The 21,930-nt window shown below is 45.4% G+C and carries 19 protein-coding genes; 4 read left to right on the forward strand and 15 right to left on the reverse strand.

What is annotated here, in order from left to right:
• Positions 1-104: 104 nt before the first annotated feature.
• The gene (locus EKM67_RS03400; protein ID WP_125577399.1) at positions 105-1,523 is read right to left on the reverse strand and encodes an APC family permease; all 1,419 of its coding nucleotides are present in this window, start codon (positions 1,521-1,523) and stop codon (positions 105-107) included.
• Between the two features lie 328 nt (positions 1,524-1,851).
• Between EKM67_RS03400 and EKM67_RS03405 the strand changes: the two genes are divergently transcribed.
• The gene (locus tag EKM67_RS03405; RefSeq protein ID WP_125577401.1) at positions 1,852-3,939 is read left to right on the forward strand and encodes an Orn/Lys/Arg family decarboxylase; all 2,088 of its coding nucleotides are present in this window, start codon (positions 1,852-1,854) and stop codon (positions 3,937-3,939) included.
• 60 nt (positions 3,940-3,999) lie between these two features.
• Here EKM67_RS03405 and EKM67_RS03410 read toward each other — a convergent pair whose 3' ends face one another.
• A complete protein-coding gene (locus tag EKM67_RS03410) occupies positions 4,000-5,259 on the reverse strand; it encodes a methionine gamma-lyase family protein (RefSeq protein WP_125577320.1) in 1,260 nt (419 codons plus the stop codon).
• A 453-nt stretch (positions 5,260-5,712) separates the two neighbouring features.
• Here EKM67_RS03410 and EKM67_RS03415 point away from each other — a divergent pair, with 453 nt between their 5' ends.
• Positions 5,713-6,006 (forward strand): cupin domain-containing protein, encoded by a 294-nt coding sequence (locus EKM67_RS03415; RefSeq protein WP_125577322.1) that lies wholly within the window; start codon positions 5,713-5,715, stop codon positions 6,004-6,006.
• Between the two features lie 146 nt (positions 6,007-6,152).
• On the opposite strand, the gene EKM67_RS03420 is transcribed toward EKM67_RS03415, so the two are convergent.
• The 7 genes from EKM67_RS03420 to EKM67_RS03450 form a co-directional block, all read right to left on the reverse strand.
• A complete protein-coding gene (locus tag EKM67_RS03420) occupies positions 6,153-6,791 on the reverse strand; it encodes a DUF805 domain-containing protein (RefSeq protein ID WP_125577324.1) in 639 nt (212 codons plus the stop codon).
• Positions 6,778-7,182, reverse strand: a complete 405-nt coding sequence (locus tag EKM67_RS03425; RefSeq protein ID WP_125577326.1) for a hypothetical protein — start codon at positions 7,180-7,182, stop codon at positions 6,778-6,780. Before EKM67_RS03425 ends, EKM67_RS03420 begins: the two co-directional genes overlap by 14 nt.
• 234 nt (positions 7,183-7,416) lie before the next feature.
• Positions 7,417-9,198, reverse strand: coding sequence for an ABC transporter ATP-binding protein (locus EKM67_RS03430; protein WP_125577328.1), 1,782 nt, complete (start codon positions 9,196-9,198; stop codon positions 7,417-7,419).
• A 1-nt stretch (position 9,199) separates the two neighbouring features.
• Positions 9,200-10,915, reverse strand: a complete 1,716-nt coding sequence (locus EKM67_RS03435; protein WP_125577329.1) for an ABC transporter ATP-binding protein — start codon at positions 10,913-10,915, stop codon at positions 9,200-9,202.
• Between the two features lie 18 nt (positions 10,916-10,933).
• The gene (locus EKM67_RS03440; RefSeq protein WP_164506547.1) at positions 10,934-11,380 is read right to left on the reverse strand and encodes a MarR family winged helix-turn-helix transcriptional regulator; all 447 of its coding nucleotides are present in this window, start codon (positions 11,378-11,380) and stop codon (positions 10,934-10,936) included.
• Positions 11,381-11,576: 196 nt separating this feature from the next.
• Positions 11,577-12,053 (reverse strand): flavodoxin, encoded by a 477-nt coding sequence (locus EKM67_RS03445; RefSeq protein ID WP_125577333.1) that lies wholly within the window; start codon positions 12,051-12,053, stop codon positions 11,577-11,579.
• Positions 12,054-12,074: 21 nt separating this feature from the next.
• A complete protein-coding gene (locus EKM67_RS03450) occupies positions 12,075-13,358 on the reverse strand; it encodes an ABC transporter substrate-binding protein (protein ID WP_164506548.1) in 1,284 nt (427 codons plus the stop codon).
• A gap of 256 nt (positions 13,359-13,614) precedes the next feature.
• Between EKM67_RS03450 and EKM67_RS03455 the strand changes: the two genes are divergently transcribed.
• Together EKM67_RS03455 and EKM67_RS03460 are read left to right on the forward strand one after the other, a co-directional pair.
• Complete coding sequence (locus EKM67_RS03455) at positions 13,615-14,223, forward strand: NADPH-dependent FMN reductase (RefSeq protein ID WP_125577335.1); 609 nt, start codon at positions 13,615-13,617, stop codon at positions 14,221-14,223.
• A gap of 30 nt (positions 14,224-14,253) precedes the next feature.
• A complete protein-coding gene (locus EKM67_RS03460) occupies positions 14,254-15,513 on the forward strand; it encodes an NADPH-dependent oxidoreductase (RefSeq protein ID WP_125577337.1) in 1,260 nt (419 codons plus the stop codon).
• A 92-nt stretch (positions 15,514-15,605) separates the two neighbouring features.
• On the opposite strand, the gene EKM67_RS03465 is transcribed toward EKM67_RS03460, so the two are convergent.
• The 6 genes from EKM67_RS03465 to EKM67_RS03490 all read right to left on the reverse strand — a co-directional run bounded on the left by EKM67_RS03465 (position 15,606) and on the right by EKM67_RS03490 (position 21,916).
• Positions 15,606-17,132 carry an ABC transporter permease/substrate-binding protein gene (locus tag EKM67_RS03465; protein WP_125577339.1) on the reverse strand — a complete coding sequence of 509 codons (1,527 nt, stop codon included), beginning with the start codon at positions 17,130-17,132 and terminating at the stop codon, positions 15,606-15,608.
• Positions 17,133-18,104 (reverse strand): ATP-binding cassette domain-containing protein, encoded by a 972-nt coding sequence (locus tag EKM67_RS03470; protein WP_125577341.1) that lies wholly within the window; start codon positions 18,102-18,104, stop codon positions 17,133-17,135. It lies immediately after the preceding gene.
• Positions 18,091-18,558, reverse strand: a complete 468-nt coding sequence (locus EKM67_RS03475) for an Rrf2 family transcriptional regulator (protein ID WP_125577343.1) — start codon at positions 18,556-18,558, stop codon at positions 18,091-18,093. Before EKM67_RS03475 ends, EKM67_RS03470 begins: the two co-directional genes overlap by 14 nt.
• A gap of 232 nt (positions 18,559-18,790) precedes the next feature.
• Positions 18,791-20,194, reverse strand: coding sequence for a class II fumarate hydratase (locus EKM67_RS03480; protein ID WP_125577345.1), 1,404 nt, complete (start codon positions 20,192-20,194; stop codon positions 18,791-18,793).
• A gap of 126 nt (positions 20,195-20,320) precedes the next feature.
• Positions 20,321-21,229 carry an alpha/beta hydrolase gene (locus EKM67_RS03485; protein ID WP_125577347.1) on the reverse strand — a complete coding sequence of 303 codons (909 nt, stop codon included), beginning with the start codon at positions 21,227-21,229 and terminating at the stop codon, positions 20,321-20,323.
• Positions 21,230-21,421: 192 nt separating this feature from the next.
• Positions 21,422-21,916, reverse strand: coding sequence for a PTS sugar transporter subunit IIA (locus EKM67_RS03490; protein WP_125577349.1), 495 nt, complete (start codon positions 21,914-21,916; stop codon positions 21,422-21,424).
• Between the last annotated feature and the right edge of the window lie 14 nt (positions 21,917-21,930).

Below are 21,930 nucleotides of genomic sequence, written 5' to 3' on the forward strand. Positions count from 1 at the left end.
AAAAACTCCTTCCTAAGTGTACAAGCTTTGATTATTTGCTTGTCTACTTAAGTAGGAGTATAGCCAAGATTGTTATAATCTTGAACCTCTTTTGATCTCATTCATTAATTTAATGATTGATGGTGGTGCTTTAATTCAAATCTTGCTAGTACTGGCATGACGAAGCCTAGGCCGAAGAGGACAATGACCGAGACGACGTTCATCAACAGTTGATGGTCGAATGCGCGGCTACCAAATGCGGCTTCTTGGGGCATGAAGCCCATGGTTGCGCAGACAAAGGTGAACATCAGGCACCAGCCACCAACGAGCAAGGCGGCCTTTTTATTCTTGATGAAGACATAGGAAGATTCAAATTTATCTTGCTGCAACCGCAAACTCAGAAACGCGAAGAAAACCCAGCAAGTTTTATATGGCGAGACAATGCCATTCAAATTCAGTAACCAGTTGAACACTGAATTGATATTAGGCAAGGTGCTGCTCATCAATAATAGGAATAAGCACAGAGAGGCCGTGAAAATATAACTATGAATTGGCCGACCTTGTCTATTTTTCTGGAGTAGCCATTTAGGCATGTATTGAATCGCGGTATCGGCGGACAAAACGCGACTGGACGCATCGATCAGGACGGCAAGTTGTGCCAACATGAAGACCAGTTGCGTTCCTGCAAACATGTACATAAATAACTTGCCCACACCCCACTGCTCGCCCAGTAATTGGAAAGCGTAATAGGCACCGTTCATTTTCAGATCATCTGGTAAATGATTCGCGTTGAAGAAGACGCCTAATGCCAACGAGCCGAAAATAACCAGGAAACCAGTCATCAACGCTAACATCCACATTGCCTTAGGAAATTGCTTCTTGGGATTGCGCAATTGACCAATGTAAGTCGCACCCAATTCCGCACCGGATGTGGCAAAAATCAACAAACCTGTCGTTGAAAAATAATGGGTCGAAAAATGTGGCTTAAAGGCAGCCAAGTTGAACGGATGTGTGGCGATCGGAAATCCTTTAGCCACCCCTGCAGCTGCCATGAAGACGAACAAGGCGCCCATTAAGAACATAGCAGCGCCACCAATCAACGACATGACTTCCAAAGAACGCGTGAATAAATTTTCTAAAATAATAAAGACAAGAATCACGACGAATGTGAGAATGCCGAACCATAAATTCGACATGTGCTTATCTAACGTATTATTGCCCAAAATCAACCATGAAAAAGCGACGATGACCGAATTCGAAACGTCGATCAAATATGGTAAAGTACTCGACCAGTACATCCAACTGGTCCAATAACCCAGCGTGTCGCCAGAAGTGTGACGCACCCAAGAGGCCAAGCCACCACCATCATGCGTAAAAGTCGTGCCCATTTGTGCCGAGATCAACGCATAAGGAATAATATAAGCTAACAGTAAGAAAATCCACGAAAAAACAACCGACAAACCTTGATTTTGAAACGGATAAAGAATGTTTTCAAACCCGATCACCGTTACAAAAACTAATAAACCTAATACTGGCCAAGCCATGTATTTAGGTTGCGTATTTAAATCATCCACTAATAAAAACCTCCATCAAATCCAGTTCTAAAAATTGATTACCCACTTTTCAACTCATCTCAAAAGAACTCATCTGCTTATGAGTTGACTGCTATTTTTTAAAAACTGATTTGACCCGGTCCTTTATTCCGAAATGGACGCATAAATACCAATCCTAACCAAACTTAATATTATCGCCTAGCTAACCTAGACTCATCTGAATATTGCATAAGTATTATTTTATCTTATAATGAAGTAGTTGTATAGATAAATTGTGAATCTAAACGATGAATTCCCTTACACGAAAGGATTGAGCATTCTGTTACTGCAAATTGGCACAACCCCAACTCTGGCTTCAAAATTAAATCTGCCCCAACAAGTCGTGATCACCGACCAACCGATCGCAGCTTTTAACGCCATTATAATTAGCGCTACTGATGTCACTATTCAACAAAAAATTAACGCCAGTCATTTACCAGTGCCGACTTTTGTCATCGGTCAGCTCGATCATAACGAGATAAATTGGCAAGAGCTCACACTCAGCAACAATCAACTCAGTTCGACTGATCGCGCAACTATTTTAGCGGCTGCCGAAAAATATGAGCAGGCACAAGTTCCCGATTTCCTACGCGACTTGCTCGACTTTAGTCACCGTAATCCCACGAGTTTTGCCACACCTGGTCATCATGCTGGCGAATACGACGAGCTGGCGCCGGCCGGTTATTTATTCAAGCAAGCTTATGGGCAAACTTTTTTCAGTAGCGATACTAGCGATGTGGTCACGGAATTAGGCGACATGCTGACTCATGGTGGCACCCCACTGACTGCCGAGCAGGCCGCTGCGAAAATTTGGCACGCCGACAAAACTTACTTCGTGACCAACGGCACTACTGGCAGCAATAATATTTGTGCTAGTGCCTTGTTGAGTCCTGGCGATTTGGTTTTATTCGATCGGAATAATCACAAGTCGCTCTATAATGGGGCTTTGGTTTTGAACGGCGCCATTCCGATCTATCTGGATACGTTACGCAATGATCTCGGTTTGATCGGGCCAGTCAGCTTGCAAGGTATCACCGAAGAAAACTTGCGACAATGGATCGCCAAAGTCGCCCCTGAAAAAGCGCACGTGGCTCGTTCGTTCCGTTTAGCCGTCATGGAATTAGAAACCTTCGATGGCTTAGTGCCCGACGTCAAAATGTTACTCGATCAATTTGGTCGTTTGACGGATTATATGTTATTTGACGCGGCCTGGGGTGGCTATGAACCATTTAGTCCACTGACCAAAGCCATGGATCCCCTACAGCTGCCCTTGACGGCAGATGACCCAGGTATTTTAGTGACGCAATCTGTCCACAAGCAACAATCCGGACTCGCACAAACATCGCAGATCCATAAAAAAGATGCGCATCTTAAAGGCCAAGCTCGCTATGTATCCCATGCACAATTCAATCATGCGTATTTGAAACACGTCACGACTAGCTATTCTTATCCTGTTTATGCCTCGCTGGCCGTCAACGTGGCTTTGAATCAGGGCGAATTTGGTCAAAAAATCTGGCAGGACGCGCTAGTTGCTTCATTGCAATTCCGCCAAGAAGTTCAACCACTTCAATTATTCGACACCTTCAATTCGCCCGAACTCTTACAACATTCATTGCAAGAAATGACGCATGATCCAAAATTATGGGAACTCACGCCGAACGCAAAATGGCATTCATTCCCAGATTTACTTTCGCAACAAGCTTATTTAGATCCCTTCAAAGTGACGGTCACCTTGCCGAAAACGCATGATCGTGGTATTTGTGGTTGGGTCGTCGACCGTTACTTGCTGGATCATGGCATCGTGCCTGAAAAAGCAGATCCAAATTCATTGCTATTCTTAGTCACGCCAGGATCCAACCAACAAGATTGGCATCAGCTCTTTGAAGTCTTGCAACAATTCGAAGCCGACTATTTTGCCAACAAAAAAGTCAGCGAAGTTTTACCAAAGCTGATCACCGAAACTGGCGGGCGTTATCAAAACACGACTTTACCCGAACTTTGCCAAGAAATTTCCGACTTTTTCGTTGATCACGATCTGGTAGCAAACCAACGTGCACTCTTCACGGGTTCGCGTGATCGACAAACGAAATTAACCCCTGCTGAAGCCGATTTAGCCTTCATTAAGGGTCATTATCAGGCAATTTCGCTGAACGACTGTATCGGTCGAGTAGCCGTCGAAGGCGCACTTCCTTATCCTCCCGGAATTTTCGTCGTCGTTCCTGGTGAAGTTTGGCATGAAACTGCGGTCCAATATTTCCAGACCCTATTCACTGCCATCAAGAAGTTTCCCGGATTTACGCCGGAAATTCAAGGGGTTTCCACTGACAAAAATGGCGAACCAGTTGTCCATGTCGTCACTGAAAAATAAATTTTTGATGCCAAAACAGGCTCAAAGTCAACGCTGACTTTGAGCCTGTTTTTAAATGTTTTATTTTTGATTGTAGAACGTATATTGGGCAGCTTGGATGATTCCCAGTTTGACGTGGGCGTAGGTTAACCCACCCTGCATGTAAATCGTGTATGGTGGCCGGATCGGACCATCACCAGAAAATTCGATGGTCGAACCCGCAACAAAGGTCCCGCCAGCCATAATGACTTCATCCTCATAACCAGCCATTTTTTCTGGAATCGGTTCGACGAATGAATCCACTGGTGAGGCCATTTGGATGGCTTGCGCAAAGTGAACCATATCTGCTTTATTGCCAAAATTAACTTTCTGAATCAAATCCGTTCGCGGTGCGTCCCATTTCGGTGCCACATCCAAGCCGAGTTCTTCCAGTAATGCGGCTTCGAAAATCGCGCCTTTGATGGCGTTGCCGGTCGTTTGGGGCGAGATGAAGAAGCCTTCGAACATATCCATCAGTGAACCCCAAGTTGCGCCCTCTTCACCGCCGATACCAGGCACAGTGAAGCGATAACTGACCCGCTCGACTAAATCCTTGCGACCAACAATATAGCCACCAGTTTTTGCGATGCCACCACCCGCGTTTTTGAATAACGAGCCGGCCATTAAATCAGCGCCGACTTGCAAGGGTTCGATCGTTTCGGAAAATTCACCATAGGCATTGTCGACAAAAATCCAAACGTCCGGCTTAACTGAACGAACGACATCACACATTTCCTTGATCTTAGCCACCGTAAATGAATCGCGAGTCGCATAACCACAAGAACGTTGGATGGCGATGACTTTGGTTTTGTCGGTGATCTTCGCCTTCACGCCGGCAAAATCGACCGAACCATCTTCCAGCAAAGGCACGAAATCGACACCAATGCCATATTCAGTTGGGCTGCCAATGCCGTTACCAGCCAAACCTAAGACTTCTTGCAAAGTATCATAAGGTTCGCCGGTGATATATAAAATATCGTCACCTGGACGAACTAAGCCTAACAATGCCGTCCCAATCGCATGCGTACCCGAAACAAACTGTGGGCGCACTAAGGCATCTTCGCCACCAAGCACATCCGCATAAATTTCTTCCAGCACATCGCGACCTTCATCATTATGGCCGTAACCTGTTGAGCCGTACAAATGATTCTCGGCAACATTGTGACTCTGATAGGATTTCAATACCTTATCTTGATTCTCTAAAATCTGTTCATCAAGTTCGGCAATTCTTGGCGCAATTTTCTTGTCGACTTTTGCAACGAGCTCGACTAAACTGGGCTCGATTCCGTCTTTCCAACTCATGATTTTACCCCTTTGTACATATTTACTTTCCAAGTGAGAACTACCTTATTAGTATACTCAAGAATGATGTAAAGGACAAATGAACGTTGGCGGGCTGATGATAAAAATAACGGCGGCTATTTCCGGTGAAAGTGACTCCAGAAAAATAGACCGTATGCTGTGGAAGATAGATTTAAGCCAATTACAAAGCAAATTGTCTTAAATCACGTTTCGAGCTTTTGCCAAAACCGCAAAATCTCGAAAGCGCTCCTTTCTGTAAATTCGCAAAAATCGCTCATTAACAGAAATATCACGGCATTCAGTCTATTTTCTTCCGTCACTTTCACCTGGATTGATTGGTTAATTCAGAACTTTCTCGTTTTGTATGAATGCGTCTTCTTTACCATCATATTTCATGTTAAAATAAACAGTGCAGCATCTGAAATCGCCACACTTAATCTAGGAGAATAATTCATGAAAGTTTACACAGGTCGCACAGACATTGATTTATACGAAAATTTATTTCAGACACCCAATCAAGCAGTCACTCATTTAGTCTTGGCGGCTGGTCAAACAGTCCCCGTGCACCACGCCGATTATTCCGTGGTCGTTGTGCCGATCAAAGGCCACGTTAATTTCTCCGATGAAACGACTACCGAGGAAATTTATCCCGGTAAAATTGTGCAAATGCGCCCTAACGAAGATCACGCCTTAGCTGCCATTGATGACTGCGAATTAATGGTGATCAAATCGACATTGGCAGAATAAATAATTCCATTGACACAATCTTCGCATAAATAAACCCATTTAACCATAACTGGTTAAATGGGTTTATTTTTAGTGTGTGGTCTTATCCACATTGGTACTTTTTTCGATAATTATATTTCGATCCTGCACCATAATTCGAGTTCGTTTTACTTCTCATCAGGCTCAGTTGCTTGCTCCGAATCAGCAGCAGCTGTGCGAGTTCGGAAGAAAAACTTCACGAAACTAATGCTGGTAGGACGAACCAAGACTGTGTCTGTTGGCAACACAGTCAGCACGAACAGAAAAATTGAAAACGCAAATGTCACCAACGTGCTCCACGATGTCAGATACGTGTGCATAAACGCGGCGCTAGAAGTCGGATCGGTTGCGAGTTGCGCGTAAATATTCGTTAAATTAAAGACATTGCCGGTAACTTGGATCACGACATCGATTGCCCACAAGACTAGAAATCCACGACCACGAAGCCCAGCATCACGATAACGGCGAATACGTAAGGCTAAGTTGGGCAGAAACAAGCCGAGTGTCGAAATCACAAATAAAATAAGTGCGACGATCAATGGGCCAAATGATTTATCAGTGGTTCCATAAATATCAAAGATACCTGAAGAGAACACCGCAATAATTAAAAATACGACTAGAAAAACCATCCAAATCGAAGTTAGTAACGTCATCCACCAATAACCTGCGCGCGTTGATTGTCCCAGAAATTCAACGTAACCGCGCCAATAGTCTTTAAACGCCTGACCAAAGGAAACGTGACCAGGTTTCTCATTAATCCGTTTCATGTGTGGCACCCTTTCCCGAGTTAGCTGCTTCGAACGAATTCTCAGCGTTGTCGATCCGCAGAAAAATAATGGCTAACAATGATAAAGTTGCTGGAATAATCAAAAAGAACATGAAAATAATCGGTGAAGCAAACGCAATCGTGCTGATGATCAGTCCGACTGATCTAACCTGACGTTGCTTAACCAATAAGTAAATCGATAAAACTAAACCAACGACACTGATCATACTCAAGAGCGACCAGTAACAAATCCCTGGCAAACTCGTGATATCCGTGTTGAATAGTCGTTGATGATGCGTAATACCGGCTGCAAAATTATAAAAACCAACCAAATAAATCAATAACTGAACAATATTCAGCGATAGTACACTCGTGCGAACACTTTTATTCATATTTATTCCCCCAAAAAGAAGCACGATTAAAAATCCATGCTTCCATTATTTAGTTATTATAATACGAGTGCTTGGGGAAAGATAGTCCCAGTTAGCCGAGGAAATTAGCAGTATTAATAACCGTTTTAACGGTCGCTATATGACTGTTAAAACAATGATGCCTCGATTCCAAGAACAACAAAAATAACCGCCCGAGAATCTATTAGCAGATTCAGAGGCGGTTTATTTTTATGGTTATTCAAAGACCATTTGGTTATGATACAACTCGGAATAGAAGCCCTTTTCGGCTAAGAGTTGTTTGTGGCTGCCCTCTTCGATGACTTCACCGTCGCGTAACACGACGATTTTATCGGCGTTGAGGATGGTTTTCAATCGGTGGGCGATCACGAAGCTGGTGCGGCCGGCGATGACATTATCCATGGCCGCTTGGATCTGCGCTTCGGTGACGGTGTCGACGTTGGAAGTTGCCTCATCCAAAATCAACAGCTTCGGATTCGTAATGATCGTGCGGGCAATCGACATCAATTGCTTCTGTCCCGCTGAGAAAATCGAATTGTCATCATCGATCTGAGTCTGATAGCCATCCGGCAAACTCATGATAAAATCATGAATGTTTGCTTGGCGGGCGGCGGCGAAAACTTCTTCCTCCGTTGCGTCTGGCGTGCCAAATTTAATGTTGTCCGCAATCGTGCCGCTAAACAGTTGGGGATCTTGGAGAACGATCCCCACATTATCGCGAAGGTTATTCAGATCCATTTCCCGAATGTCGGTGTCATCAAACGTGATTGCACCAGAATCCACATCGTAAAATCGATTCAGTAAGTTCATCACGGTGGTTTTACCCGAGCCAGTTGGACCGACTAACGCGACCATTTGGCCTTTATCGACTTCGATATTGATGCCGTGCAGAATTTCTTTATGAGGCACGTAACCGAAATGAACGTCTTTCAGATTAATTTTCGCATCGATCCCTGCAAAAGTCTTGCCGTTTTCTGGTGCCACTTCATCTGGTTGCTCGCGAACTTCATTGATCCGGCGCGCACCGGTGATGGCCAATTGAATCATGCTATACAGCGATGTCAGCGAACTGATCGGTTGGTAATATTGCTGCGCATACTGAACGAAGATCACGACTAACCCTAAGCCAGCAGCTTGACTCATGCTGCCATTCAAGACATACCACGAGCCGAAGAAAATCACGATGGCCGTATTTAATAGCGACATACCTTGCATCAAAGGGTACAAAATCCCGGACCAAGCTTGTCCTTTGAAGGTCGTACGTTTCACTTGATCGTTATGTTTCACGAAACCATTGATCGAATCTTCCTGCAAGCCATTGGTGATGATCACTTTTTGACCCGTGATCTGTTCGTTAATATAGCCGTTAAGTTTACCCACATCATCTTGTTGACGATTGACGTACTTCTCGGCTTTGATGATCACGATCGTCGCTAAGATCACCGCGATCGGCGTCGTCGCAATCGTGATCCAAGCCATGGTCGCGTTCTGTCTAAACATCATGATCAACATACCAACGAACAGAATCACACTATTGAAAACTTCAAACAGCGCCTGATTCATGGCGTTGAAAATATTATCCAAGTCAGAAGTATAACGCGATAAAATATCGCCGTCTGAATGGGTATCGAAATAACTGATCTTCATCCGCTGCATTTTGCGGAATAACCCGATCCGCATCGTGCCAGTTGAACGCCCCGCAACTTGCGAGATCAATAACGAACTGATCAGCATGGAAGCCGAGATCAAAATATAAAAGATGATCAGATTCAAGATGGCGTGATTGAAATCGGTTCGAGTTGCGGTTGCGCGCGTTGCCGGATTCAAATACAACTGCATATATTTTGCCAAGTCTTCGAAGGCGTGTCCCATGAATACGGGCGCCTTAACTTGGAAATAAGTGCTCATGATCGTCAATAAAATCACGGCGCTTAATTTTTGCCAATATTTACCTAGATAATGGGCGAAAAATCGACCTGCTCCTTTAAGATCTTTCATGTTACACCTCCTCCAATGCCTTCTGTGTGCGATAAATTTCCTGATAAACTTCGTTATTGCGCACCAATTCGTGATGGGTTCCCATGCCAACGAGTTTACCTTGGTCCAAGACTAAAATCCGATCGGCTTTAATGATCGAGGAAATTTTCTCGGCGATAATAATTGTCGTCGTGCCGTTTAATTCCTTATCCAGCGCTTCTTGGACGAGTTTCTCGGAACGGGCATCTAACGCACTCGTCGAATCATCCATAATCAAAATATCCGGTTGCTTGATCACACCACGGGTAATTGAGAGCCGTTGTTTCTGTCCACCAGAAAAATTGGCTGAGCGTTCTTCGACTTTCGCGTCGTATTGATTGTCTAACTTTTCAATAAATTCGGCAGACTGGGCCACATGTGCCGCCCACTTCATATCATCCAACGTTGCATCCTCTTTGCCTTGGCGCAAGTTGTGGGAAATCGTACCAGAGAATAAAGTTGAACGTTGCAAAATATAGGAAACCGTTTTGCGCAGCGAACTTTCATTCACTTGTTTAATATCTTCGTGGCCAACTTTGATCACGCCTGAATCTGGATCGTATAAGCGCGGGATCAGTTGGGCCAGCGTGGTTTTTCCAGAACCGGTCGCGCCCACGATACCGATCATTTCACCAGCCTTGACTGAGAAACTAATATCTTGGAGCACCGGTTCTTGATCGCCGGGATAAGTGAAGGACACATGTTCAAAGGTCACGTCACCAGTCAAATCTGTCTCCGGTGTCTCTGGAAAAGTCAACTCGGGTTCGGTATCGTAAATTTCTTGGAGACGTCCCAATGAAACAAACGCTCGAGAAGCGCCAGTCATCATGAAACCACCCATCACCACGGCAAATAAGATCTGCATCAGGTAACTGATAAACGCCTGAACGGCTGCAATCATGCTAGGATCGGTGGTCACCATCGAACCAACTAATAAAATCGAACCGGCAACAGCTAAATCCCCGACCAAGAAAAAGGCCGGCATCAGAATTGAAAACAAATTACCGATGCGGATAGTTGTGTCGGTCATTTCGTCGGACGACTTCGAAAATTTCTTAATTTGATTTTGTTCTTGTACAAACGACTTGACCACGCGCATCCCCATCAGGTTCTCACGTGCCAAAGTATTATTATTTTCGAGTGTGGTTTGCAATTTCTCGAAATAATTACCCATGCGTGTGAACGAGAAGGCACTAACGGCGACGATCAGGATCAGCATGATGACAATGATCCACCAGAATTTCGGCATGGTGATGATGGCCAAGATGAAGGCACCAATAAATAAGATCGGGATCCGCGTGATTTGTTGCAGCACGCTCATGATCACCATCTGCACCTGATTAATATCGTTGGTCAAACGGATCACTAAGTTTGAAGCCGAGAATTTCTCGATGTTACCAAATGAGAAGGTTTGAATCTTGCGGTAGCCTTTTTCGCGCATATCCGCCGAAACTTCTTGTGCGGTTTTGGCCGAGAAAATTGTGTTGATCACACCGGCGACGATTCCTAGAAGTGCCAGGCCAATTAATTGAATCCCTAAATTGAAAACCGTCCCTTGATCGCGCGCCAAAATCGCGGTGATCATTTCTTGTAAGATCCGCGGTTGCCAAAGTGTGGCAAAGGCGATGACCAGCGTCGCTAAAGTCGCGATGATCGCATCACCGCGGTATTTTTTCATAAAAGTCATTAATGAAGTCATGTGTTCCCCCAATAGTGTTTAAATTGCGTTCACGCGCTGCGCAAACGCCTGAATATAACGATCTAGGCTCGTGATCATCTGTTGCCGCTCCGCAGCCGGCATTTGCGCCATGGTCTGATATTCGGCCTTGACGATCGGATCGACGATTTCTTGCGCATACACCTTACCCGTCGGCGTTAATTGAATATTCTTGCGCCGCCGATCGGTCGTTGATTCCGTCAAGTTGATCATGCCCTGCTTCGACAAACTGGTCACCATGGAATTGATCGTTTGCTTGGGCAGTAAGGTGTGTTCGATCAGGAATTTCTGTGTACACTCCTCTGGCACCGACTGCAAAATCGCCAGCACATCGATCAACGAACGCGAAATCCCGTGTTTCTTGGCATAAGTTTCGCGAACACTATCATACTCATGCCATTGATCAAAAGATCTTTTTAAATCCGCTGTAACTTCTTCATTGTGCAAATCAATCCCTCGTTTAATTAGTCTGAAATCATATTGTCTGTAATCGGACTAAACGATTATACCAACTGTTCTTGTGAATTTCAAGAATGACTATTCGAGAAATCAAAAAAAACGATGATCCGCGTTCACCACGATCATCGTTTTGCGTCTGATTAAATTCAGATCAACAATTAAAAATTTAATCACAGATCTGTGTCTATTCTAAGCTGTTCAAACCTTGACGAATTTCTGCTGCATTGTTGGCCCGAAAACCCGCAACCAATTGGGTTTGAGTCCCTTTCGTCCAATCCGCTAACGTAGGCATGGCTTCCTCGATTGTGCTGCTCCCACTTGTTGCGAAGGCGATCAATTTCTGCCCACTCAATTCATTTTCTTGTAAAAATCGCCGAATCAAGTGTGGCGGTTCTCCCCACCAAATCGGAAAGCCAAACAAGATGGTTTGATAACTGGTCAGGTTCATGGGCAGCGGTGCTAACATTGGTGCGCGATTTTCATCATGTTCTTTTTGAGCAACGGGGACTAATTCCGAATAATTATCGGGATAAGGGGTCGCCGGTTGCAAGGCCAATAAATCGCCATTGAGCGCGTGGGCAATTTTTTCGGCTGCCTGCTTTGTCGTTCCCGTCGCCGAGAAATAAATAATAAGTGGCGCTGGTAACGTTGGCATTTCCATAATGCTTCCCTTCTGAAACGACTACTGATTATCTTTGATGATTTGTTTGGTTTTCTTCGCCAGCGCCGTTAATGCCGTATCGGCACTCTCGTGTTTACTGATGGTATCATCGACGGTCGCCATTAATTGATTACGATAGTCACTATACCCGGTAAAAACCGTCGAGGCAAATGACGTCTTGATGGCATCCGCAGCGGCTTGATATTGAGGATGAGCCTTCAAATAGGCTTGATAACGTTCGCTGTTCAACGCACTCGTGGTAATTGGTTCGTAACCAGACGCAATCGACCAATCCACCACATACTTATCTTTCAAGGCAAATTTCATAAAGGCCAATGCACCCGCCTGTTCTGCCTTAGAACTGCCTTTAAACATTACCAGATCACTTCCGGCCAAGGCGTTAGCTGATTGACCATCAAAGGCGGGGACTGGCGCAGTCCCCCATTTAAAGCCTTTGGGCGCATCCGCCATAATTTGGGGGATCGTCGAACTCGATCCAATTCCCATCGCCGTCTTCGATGAGACAAACGGTGTACTGAAATACTGATCACCTAAGGCAGTTCGCGCAGTTTTATCCTTGATCATTTTCAAGATCGTCGTTAAGGCTGCTTTGGTTTTCGGCGTATCAATATTGACTTGCAAATCTGACGTGATCATTTTTTCGCCGGCACTCTCAGCCATGCCTTCTAATTCCATGTCGTACGAAGTGTCGTACATCAATCCGTAAACGTTTTTGGCGCGCAACTTATCGCCGAGGCTGACCACATCAGACCAAGTCTTCGGCACACTGAGCTGATTATCCGCTAGCATTTGTTGATTGTAAAATAAAATTCGCGTTGAAATTGAAAATGGTAGTGCATATTGTTTGCCGTTAAATTTACCTGTATCTAAAAATGACGGTACAATATTAGCCGCTTGCTGCTTACTCAAGGCATTATCGCCACTGAACAACCCGTCGATCGGCATGATCAAGTCATTCTTCGCGTAATCACCAATATTTGTGTACGGCGTTTGCGCGAAAACAGGCAGTGTACCGGATTTCCCTGCCGCCATAATTTTTTGCTGCAAGGTGTCATAATCATTCATCGAAGTCGCGACAACTTGATATTTCTTCTGCGACTTGTTGAAGTCGGTGATGATTTTCTGTTGATCTTTGGCCCATGAGCCCGAAAGCCGATGCCAATAAGTGATCTTGATTGGTTCAGAACGCTTCTGCGCACTCGATTGAGATTGGCAACCCGCTAATAACAACACCGCCATTGCGGATAACCCGATCGATAAAAATAACTTCTGAGTTAACTTCATCTTAAAAATTTCCTCCGTAAAAATGCCCGTTTATATTTAAAGGTATATTTTACCTTTAAATATAAAATACGCTTTTTAAGAATGTCTGTCAAATTTAGTTCCTCAAATTTGTTGAATCTTGCTTCGCTTTCTAACCAAACATTGACGGTTAAATTAGGCTAGTGTATTCTATAATAGTAGTTATGTAAACGCAATCACAATGCTCACAAACTCAACTTTAGTCGCTTATCATTTTTTAATTGAAAGGACTTATTTCATGAAGAAGCTCATTGCTATCGTTGGTACCAACTCGGATCAATCGACTAACCGGCAATTATTACAGTGCATGCAAAAGCACTTCGCCAACGACGCCGAGATTGAATTAGCCGAGATCAAAGATTTCCCCATGTTTAATAAACCGGTCGATAAGACATTACCAGAATGCATTCAGAAGCTTGCCGCCAAAATCGACGCGGCCGACGGTGTGATCATTAGTACTCCCGAATATGATCACGCGGTTCCGGCCGCCTTGATCAACGCACTCAATTGGCTTTCCTACGGCATTTATCCCTTTGTCGACAAGCCTGTCATGATCACCGGCGCTTCTTATGGCGTTTTAGGATCCTCACGTGCTCAGGCTCAATTGCGGCAGATGCTGGATGCACCAGAATTGCGCGCGCGGATCATGCCGAGCTCAGAATTTTTGCTAGCAAATTCGCTGACGGCTTTCGATGCCGACAATCGGTTGCTTGATCGTGAAAGCGTCAAAAAACTAGATGGTCTCTTCGCCGACTTCATGATTTTTATCGATATCACCGCCCAATTAAATCATGCGCATAACCAGAACAAAAAAGAAGCCAAGGAATTTTCTTGGGATAAACTATAGCCGATCAATTATTATAAAGGAGTTTTTAACATGAAATTATTAGGTATCGTTGGTTCGAATGCAGACGTGTCTTACAACCGTTTCTTATTACAATACATTCAAAAAGAATATGCGTCATTATTCGACTTGGAAATTATCGAAATTAAAGATATTCCCATGTTCAATCAAAGCGACGACTTAACGGACAGCGTGATGATCCAAAACTTGAATCGTAAAATTTTACAAGCGGATGGCGTGATCATTGCCACGCCCGAACACAATCATACGGTGCCGGCTGGACTCAAGAGCGTGCTCGAATGGTTATCATTCAAAATCCACCCACTCCAAGATAAGCCCGTCATGATCGTCGGCTGTTCGTTTTACGACCAAGGAACCTCACGCGCCCAATTACACCTTCGTCAGATTTTAGATGCGCCAGGCGTCGGTGCGATCACCATGCCCGGTAATGAATTCTTACTCGGAAAAGTCAAAGAAGCTTTCGATGATCTAGGTAATCTCAAGGATGAAAAAACGCGCGCCTTTCTGAGCGAAACACTCCAGAAATTCGTCCGCTTCATCGGCGTTGCTTCTCAATTGAAGGTGCCAGAAAAATTACCCGAAGAAGATCTCCATGCGACTGGAAAAATTGCCACGACCATTGCTGATGTCGATATGCACGCGGATGACTGGGTCGAACAAGCCAGTGCCAAAGTCACGCCTGTTAAAGGCGACACTTACGTTGAGTTAGACCGGGGAATTTTGACGGTAGATCAAATCAATGGCTTATTAAAATCGATCCCATTGGAAATTACTTTTGTCGACAGCAATAACCAATTCTTGTACTACAATCACACCGCCGACTCTGAAAAGATGTTCGCCCACAGAAAACCCGGCCAAGTCGGCAACCCGATCGGTGACTGCCACCCTGCCCGCGCTTATGCCCACGTTCAAGCCGTGATTGCTGCCTTGCGTTCTGGCCAAACGGACCGCGTACAAATGCCTGTTCCAACTCACGGTCCCGATAAATATGTGGTTCATAATTACGCCGCGATGCACGACGAAGACGGTCATTATGCCGGCGTGAATGAATACATTCTCGACATCAAACCAATTGTCGACTTCTATCTTAAAAAAACCGGTCAACAATTGACTGGCGGTAAAGTCGATGCCGTTTCGGGTGCTTCCCAAAAAGCGGCAGCACCACAAGTAGATGCTGTATCTGGCGCTTCGAAAAAAGAAGCCGCACCCGCACCAGTTGCGCCGGCAATGCCGAAAGTTGATGGCGTTTCCGGGGCATCAAAGAAAGACTGAGATTTACCGAGATACGACAAAAGAAACACCAAACCAATTATGAGTTGGTTTGGTGTTTTTTTTGAATACTAATACGCTATCTCTGCTTGATTTTATTTTTTCAGCAACCCCTGCTCAACTAAAAATTCACGGGCGACTGTGGCCGCTTTTTCATGCTCGACCGTAACTTTGTAATTCATCTCTTGCATTTGTTTCGTCGTAATTTTACCCGCTAATTTATTTAAACTCTTGCTGACGCCGGGATGTTTCTTGGCGAAGCTCTTCATCATCACCGGTGCGCCTTGATACGGTGGGAAGAAGCTCTTCGTATCTTCCAACAAGACGAGATCATACTTCTTGACCTGTGGATCGGTCGTATAAGCGTCGGTCACATCCAGCTTACCATCTGCCAAAGCCTCGTAACGCAATGATGGCTCCATAGTGCGGACTGTTTCGAAATTAAGCCCATAAGCCTCTTTCAGACCCGGATAACCATCGTTTTGCTGATAGAAGTCGGCGTCGAAACCAGCGACTAATTCAGGATGCGCCGCCAAATCCGCCACGGTTTTCAAGTTGTACTTTTCTGCGGTTTCTTTGCTGACTGCCATTGCGTAACCATTTTGATATTTCATCGGCTCGAGATAAGTCATCTTGAACTGTTTTGAGAGCGCGGTTTTAGCCGTCTGATACGCCGTTTCCGGATTATGACTAACCCCCTGATCGGTTTTCACCAATGATTGCAAAACAGTCCCAGTGAATTCCGGATAGATCTGAACCTGATCACTTTGCAGTGCCTTGAATAAGAAAGTCGTGCCACCAAAATTGCGTTTCACTTCAACATTCAGATTCGGATTATCGGCTTCGATCAAATCTTTATACATATTGATCAGAATTTCCGGTTCGCCACCCATTTTCCCCGCAACGATAATCGTTTCTGTTTTAGGCTTGAGTGCAGCATTGATTCCATAAGCCGCGCCACCTAAGATGGCCAACACGAGCACGCCGATCCCGATTTTCTTGATCGAGACGCCAGATAACGCCTTGATGATCCAGCTGGCCACTAACGCCAGCACCGCCGCCAAAACGGCACCGATCAACAAGGCGTTATTATTATTGCTCTGGATTCCTAGCAGAATATAAGTCCCCAGGCCGCCACCGCCGATTAATGCGGCTAAGGTGGCTGTCCCGATGATCATGACCACGCCGATCCGAATTCCCGAAAGAATCATCGGCATCGCTAATGGAAACTGGATTCGGAATAGCTTGTAACGTTTGGAAACGCCCATTGCATCCGCCGCTTCCATTAACACCGGGTCAATATTCGTCAATCCAGAATAAGTGTTGGAAAAAATCGGCATGATCGCGTATAAAACCAGCGCGATAATTGCCGGTACCGTCCCGATCCCGACGAACGGAATCAATAAACCTAAAATCGCTAAACTGGGAATCGTTTGGATCACACTGGCCACCTGCAAAACAAATTCCCCACCACGACGGTGATTGAGCAACACGACGGCCAGAGGAATCGCGATAATGATCGTGATCAGCGCCGCAATCGCCGAAATTTCAATATGTTGCCACAATGAGAGCAGAATTTCATTACCATTTTCAGCAATGTACGTATTTAACGAATCGAACATTTATTTGGCCTCCTTTGCTTGGGCCAGATAAGCAATCAAATCCGCCGGCTTCAAGAGTGTCTCTTCAACTTGCACAACTTGTTGAGGATGCTGTTTCACCAGTGCTGCCCACGAAAAAATCGTATCGCTAGCTGCCATCTTGACGACATCACCAGAGACGATCACGTCGGTTGCTAGTCGATCGGTTTTAACCAAGGTAATTGGTTGTCCGAGTCCTGCGGCAACGACGGTCTGCATAAATTGACGCCGAATCGAATCGTCATCGAAGAATTCGCGCACGAAATCATTGGCCGGTGCCGATAAGATTTCCTTCGCGCTACCCAACTGTTGCAGCTCGCCATTATGTATCACGGCTAAACGGTCGGCTAAGCGAATTGCCTCACGCATATCGTGGGTCACAAATACGAAGGTCGTCGCTAATTCCGCATGCAAATGTAAAATCAATTCTTGTAATTGCCGTTTCGAAAGTGGATCCAAGGCGCTAAAAGGTTCATCCATTAAAATTAACTTTGGATTAGAAGCTAGCGCACGGACAATCCCGATCCGTTGCGATTCACCACCAGAAAGTTCGCTGGGAAGTCGTTTTAAAAATAATTCAGGATCTAAGTCGACCCGTTTCATTAATTCGACGATTCGCTGATGGCGTTTGGTGGCTTCCCAACCCAACGCTTCTAATTGAATACCGGCGTTTTGTTCAACGGTCATATTGGGAAAAAGTGCCCCCGTTTGCAACACATAGCCTGTGTGACGGCGTAAGTTTTCCAAATCCATTTCGGCCACGTTTTGGCCATCGATCGAGACTTCCCCCGATGTTGGCACGGCTAAACGGTTGATCATCTTGAGCAGCGTTGTTTTCCCGCTTCCCGATGGTCCGACCAGCACAAATAATTCACCATCATTGATGGTTAACGTTAATTCCTTCAAGGCATCTTCAGTCTCGTATGTTTTGGTTACGTTTTTAAATTCGATCACGATCATCGATCCCCCTAGTTTGCTTTCGTTCCTGATCATTGCGAAGTAAGAGATCGTCAACAATGTCTTGCAGGCTGATCTGCGCCATTTTCGCCTCAGCGGCTGCTTGAATCTCTGAATACGTAGATGCCAGTGTGTCTTGAATCAGGCGTCCCACCATGTAACGTGGATTCGTCTCTCGGTCCAAGTGTAACAACTCTTGATTATCCTCGGTTGCCCGGTAAATTTCTAGCAATGTGATTGTGTTTGCGGGTCTAGCTAAATGCGGCGCGACACGTCCAGGTCGACTCACCAATAATTCGGCTTTGACTAAACGTGACATTAATCGCCGCACCAAGCTAGGATTAGACTGAATGCTGTCAGCGATAGACTGGCTGGATAAGTCGCCATCCGCATTGATCACCACGAAGACTAGAATATGAATTGCATCGCTTAACCGATGGGAATATTTCAAGCTGACCACCTCCATCTATCCACTGCGTGTCCGAATTGAACGACCACTTTATACCGATCGATTGAAAACAACATCCGCTTGCAACCGCTGTTATTTAGAAAGTAACTGGTAATAAAAAGTGTAGCACTCACGGAAATCTCGGTCAATTCATACAACTTGGAAAACACAAAAAACTAGGTGATCAAAATTTGACCACCTAGTCTTATTTTGTCATTCATATTGTTGGATCGGTTCAAAAATCAGGATCTTGATGCGACGATTGATCAATATTCGTCAGCTTCAACGGATCGGTCCATTGGTCAAATTGCGCTGCTGTCAACAGACCAGACTTCAGCGCCGCGGCCTTCAAAGTCGTATCGTCCCGCAAAGCCGCCTGGGCAATTTTTGCACTGGCTTCATAACCGATATGAGGCGATAAAGCGGTGACGGTCATCAAAGAACCGTCGACGGTCGCCCGCATGACTTCTTCGTTGGCCTGCAAGCCTTGAACCAATAAACGATCAAATTGAGCGATTCCACCAGTTAATAGGTCTGCCGATTCTAGAAATGTGGCAATCATCACTGGCTTATAAACGTTCATTTCGAAATTACCCTGACTATTCGCCACCCCAATGGTCACATCATTACCGAGCACTCGCGTCGCAATCATGGTCAGTGCCTCTGCTTGGGTCGGATTCACTTTACCCGGCATGATCGAGCTCCCCGGTTCATTGGCAGGTATCGTCAATTCGCCATACCCACCACGCGGTCCACTGGCTAAGAAGCGGATATCATTGGCAATCTTCAATAAATCAGTAGCGAGCGTTTTAAGGGTGCTGTGCGCATTGGTCAATTCTGTGTGTGCAGATAAACCATGGAATTTATTTGTCATGTTCTGGAACGGAATTGCCAGTTCGCGTGCAAGCACGCTAATAATCTTGGCGGTCACATCCGGCGTCGTATTCAATCCAGTGCCGACTGCGGTACCGCCAAGTGGCAAATCAAGTAATCTTTTCTGAGCACTTTTCAGCGTGCTGATGTCTGCCACTAAAGTTGCGCGCCAACCAGAAATCTCCTGACCAAACGTTAAAGGTGTGGCGTCTTGCAAATGAGTTCGCCCTAATTTAACTGTGCGCTGATAACGCGTTTCTTTTTGTAACAAATCAGTATTTAATTGCGCAATTGTGGAAATTGTCGCCGTCATCGCTTGGTAAGCCACCATGTTCATTGCGGTCGGAAAAGTATCGTTGGAACTCTGACTGGCATTAACATGGTCATTTGGCAGAATCGTCTGCGCAGAATGAGCGCTCGCTAAATGGGCGACCACTTCATTGACGTTCATATTCGTCTGCGTTCCCGAGCCCGTCTGATAAACACGCAGCGGAAATTGGGCGCGCAATTTTTGATCATCTAAGGCTAATAATTGTTGGCAGGCAGCCTGGATTGCCTGACCCACTGTCGGCGTAATCACGTCCATCTGGCTATTCACTTCGGCTGCGGCGGACTTCACCTGAATCAGTGCGCGAATCAACGCTAGCGGCATTAACGGACCCGTTGTGAAATTGTGGCGAGACCGTTCAGTTTGTGGTCCCCACCAAACGCCGTCTGGAATCTGAACCTCACCTAACGAATCGTGTTCAACTCTCATCTCTGCCATCTCTCCTTGAAAAAATTCAACTTGTTGTGACGCAACTTTAGTGTATCATTTCAAGCCAATTTAATGAACCGACAATCCTAGCAAAAAACAGAATGAGCCAATTTTAAAGTTAGTCCAGCAGTATTATTATGATTTAACACCCTTTTTATTAGGCTGCGTAAATAAAAATTGCTCCAAACGATTGAGTACAATCACATTACGCCGCGTCAAAGCATTATGTTGCGAATCTGGCCCATACAAATGAACCTCGTGGTATTGTTGCGTTGCGCCGGTGAAAACGTGGCGTAACGCTTGAGCAGCCTTAACACTCACACGACCATCCGTATGATCAGGATGATTGAGATCACCATAAATATTTAATTCATTGATGTTCAACTGCTTCAATGGCGAGTCCGCGCGCTCGTAATCACGCAAATCCGCGTCCATGCGCTGAACACGATAGCGGCCGGGATTATGTGTATAAATCCCGCGATTGCGGGCGGCGGGTTCCAACGGCGTCATCGGTGGCGCGATCGTCACTAATTTCTTAATTTGGGGCAGATTTTGATTTGCACCATAATGAGCTAAATAATAAATGACGGCATTATTTCCCCAAGAGTGACTGACCGCATTGAAATGGCGAATCCCGTATTTTTGCCGTAATTGCGTTAACAGAATCTTCAGCCAGTTCGCGGCAATGTGATAATTAGGTTGCTTATTATCTTCGAAAATTACTTGGATCTCTGGGTGCCGCACTTGCGCATGCCATGCTCCAGTATAGTGGATCGTTCCGGTCGGCGAAATGTATGCCGTCAAGGTGCGGGTCGCAAATCCCTCGTGTTGCGACTCATCGATCAGATAATTCAACGACCCCAAGCCACCACCGAAACCATGGACAAAAATCGTCGGCGTCCGATAATGAACGGTACTCTTAGGTTCCGTATCCGCCAAAACGACTTTATTAGAGCTCGACCACACCCGCTCGATCTGTGCGTGTTCGACCCCACCAACCAATAAAAAGACGACGAAGATGAATGCAGCAATAATTTTTTTCATGAGTGCACCTCGGGTCCAACTAACAGCAACAAAAATCGGGAGTTAAAAACGTTCTTTCATTCAACTACATTATAGCCATTCTCACTGAAAAATGCCCTATCAGTATTGTAAGGTTAAGATGTCAAACTCATTAATTGTAACCAAATTAAAAAGCCACACCCAATAATTCAGATGTGACCCTCAAAATTCTTATTAATTTAGGACAACTCGACCGATCCGACGCCCTCCAAGACACGGTCCGTATTGAATCTCCGGACGAGCTGACAACTCGACGGAATTAGAGAAAGTAACGACAATCGTATCATCGAGTCCGGCCGCTTTAATTTTCCCTAGATTGGCGGTGACCAGTCGATGGCCGCCCTTGACCAACTGTCCATGTTTGACATGGATGCGAAACGGCTCGCCATTCAACTTATAGGTATCCAAGCCAAAATGAACAAGCACCTCTAACCCATTGTCCATCCGCATTCCCACGGCGTGTTGCGTCGTTGCGATCAGCGTCACGACCCCCGTAACTGGTGCAAAGATCACACCATCGGTCGGCTCTACCGCAAAGCCATCGCCCAAGGTTCGCTGCGAAAAAATCGGATCGGCCACCTTGATCAAGTCAACAATATCACCATCAGCGGGCGCACAAATCGACAAATCATTCCCCCGCTTCTTGGTGCCAAACCCAAACAACCCCACTTTAACTACCCCTC

It is taken from the genome of Lapidilactobacillus mulanensis, from assembly GCF_003946215.1.
Classification (GTDB): Bacteria; Bacillota; Bacilli; order Lactobacillales; family Lactobacillaceae; genus Lapidilactobacillus; species Lapidilactobacillus mulanensis.

Excerpts from the sequence above, each read along its gene's own strand:
- EKM67_RS03450 (WP_164506548.1), bottom strand. The coding sequence starts at position 13,358 with ATGAAGTTAACTCAGAAGTTATTTTTATCGATCGGGTTATCCGCAATG.
- EKM67_RS03415 (WP_125577322.1), top strand. The coding sequence starts at position 5,713 with ATGAAAGTTTACACAGGTCGCACAGACATTGATTTATACGAAAATTTA.
- EKM67_RS03460 (WP_125577337.1), top strand. The coding sequence starts at position 14,254 with ATGAAATTATTAGGTATCGTTGGTTCGAATGCAGACGTGTCTTACAAC.
- EKM67_RS03430 (WP_125577328.1), bottom strand. The coding sequence starts at position 9,198 with ATGAAAGATCTTAAAGGAGCAGGTCGATTTTTCGCCCATTATCTAGGT.
- EKM67_RS03465 (WP_125577339.1), bottom strand. The coding sequence starts at position 17,132 with ATGTTCGATTCGTTAAATACGTACATTGCTGAAAATGGTAATGAAATT.
- EKM67_RS03410 (WP_125577320.1), bottom strand. The coding sequence starts at position 5,259 with ATGAGTTGGAAAGACGGAATCGAGCCCAGTTTAGTCGAGCTCGTTGCA.
- EKM67_RS03420 (WP_125577324.1), bottom strand. The coding sequence starts at position 6,791 with ATGAAACGGATTAATGAGAAACCTGGTCACGTTTCCTTTGGTCAGGCG.
- EKM67_RS03400 (WP_125577399.1), bottom strand. The coding sequence starts at position 1,523 with ATGGCTTGGCCAGTATTAGGTTTATTAGTTTTTGTAACGGTGATCGGG.
- EKM67_RS03485 (WP_125577347.1), bottom strand. The coding sequence starts at position 21,229 with ATGAAAAAAATTATTGCTGCATTCATCTTCGTCGTCTTTTTATTGGTT.
- EKM67_RS03445 (WP_125577333.1), bottom strand. The coding sequence starts at position 12,053 with ATGGAAATGCCAACGTTACCAGCGCCACTTATTATTTATTTCTCGGCG.
- EKM67_RS03425 (WP_125577326.1), bottom strand. The coding sequence starts at position 7,182 with ATGAATAAAAGTGTTCGCACGAGTGTACTATCGCTGAATATTGTTCAG.
- EKM67_RS03480 (WP_125577345.1), bottom strand. The coding sequence starts at position 20,194 with ATGGCAGAGATGAGAGTTGAACACGATTCGTTAGGTGAGGTTCAGATT.
- EKM67_RS03455 (WP_125577335.1), top strand. The coding sequence starts at position 13,615 with ATGAAGAAGCTCATTGCTATCGTTGGTACCAACTCGGATCAATCGACT.
- EKM67_RS03435 (WP_125577329.1), bottom strand. The coding sequence starts at position 10,915 with ATGACTTCATTAATGACTTTTATGAAAAAATACCGCGGTGATGCGATC.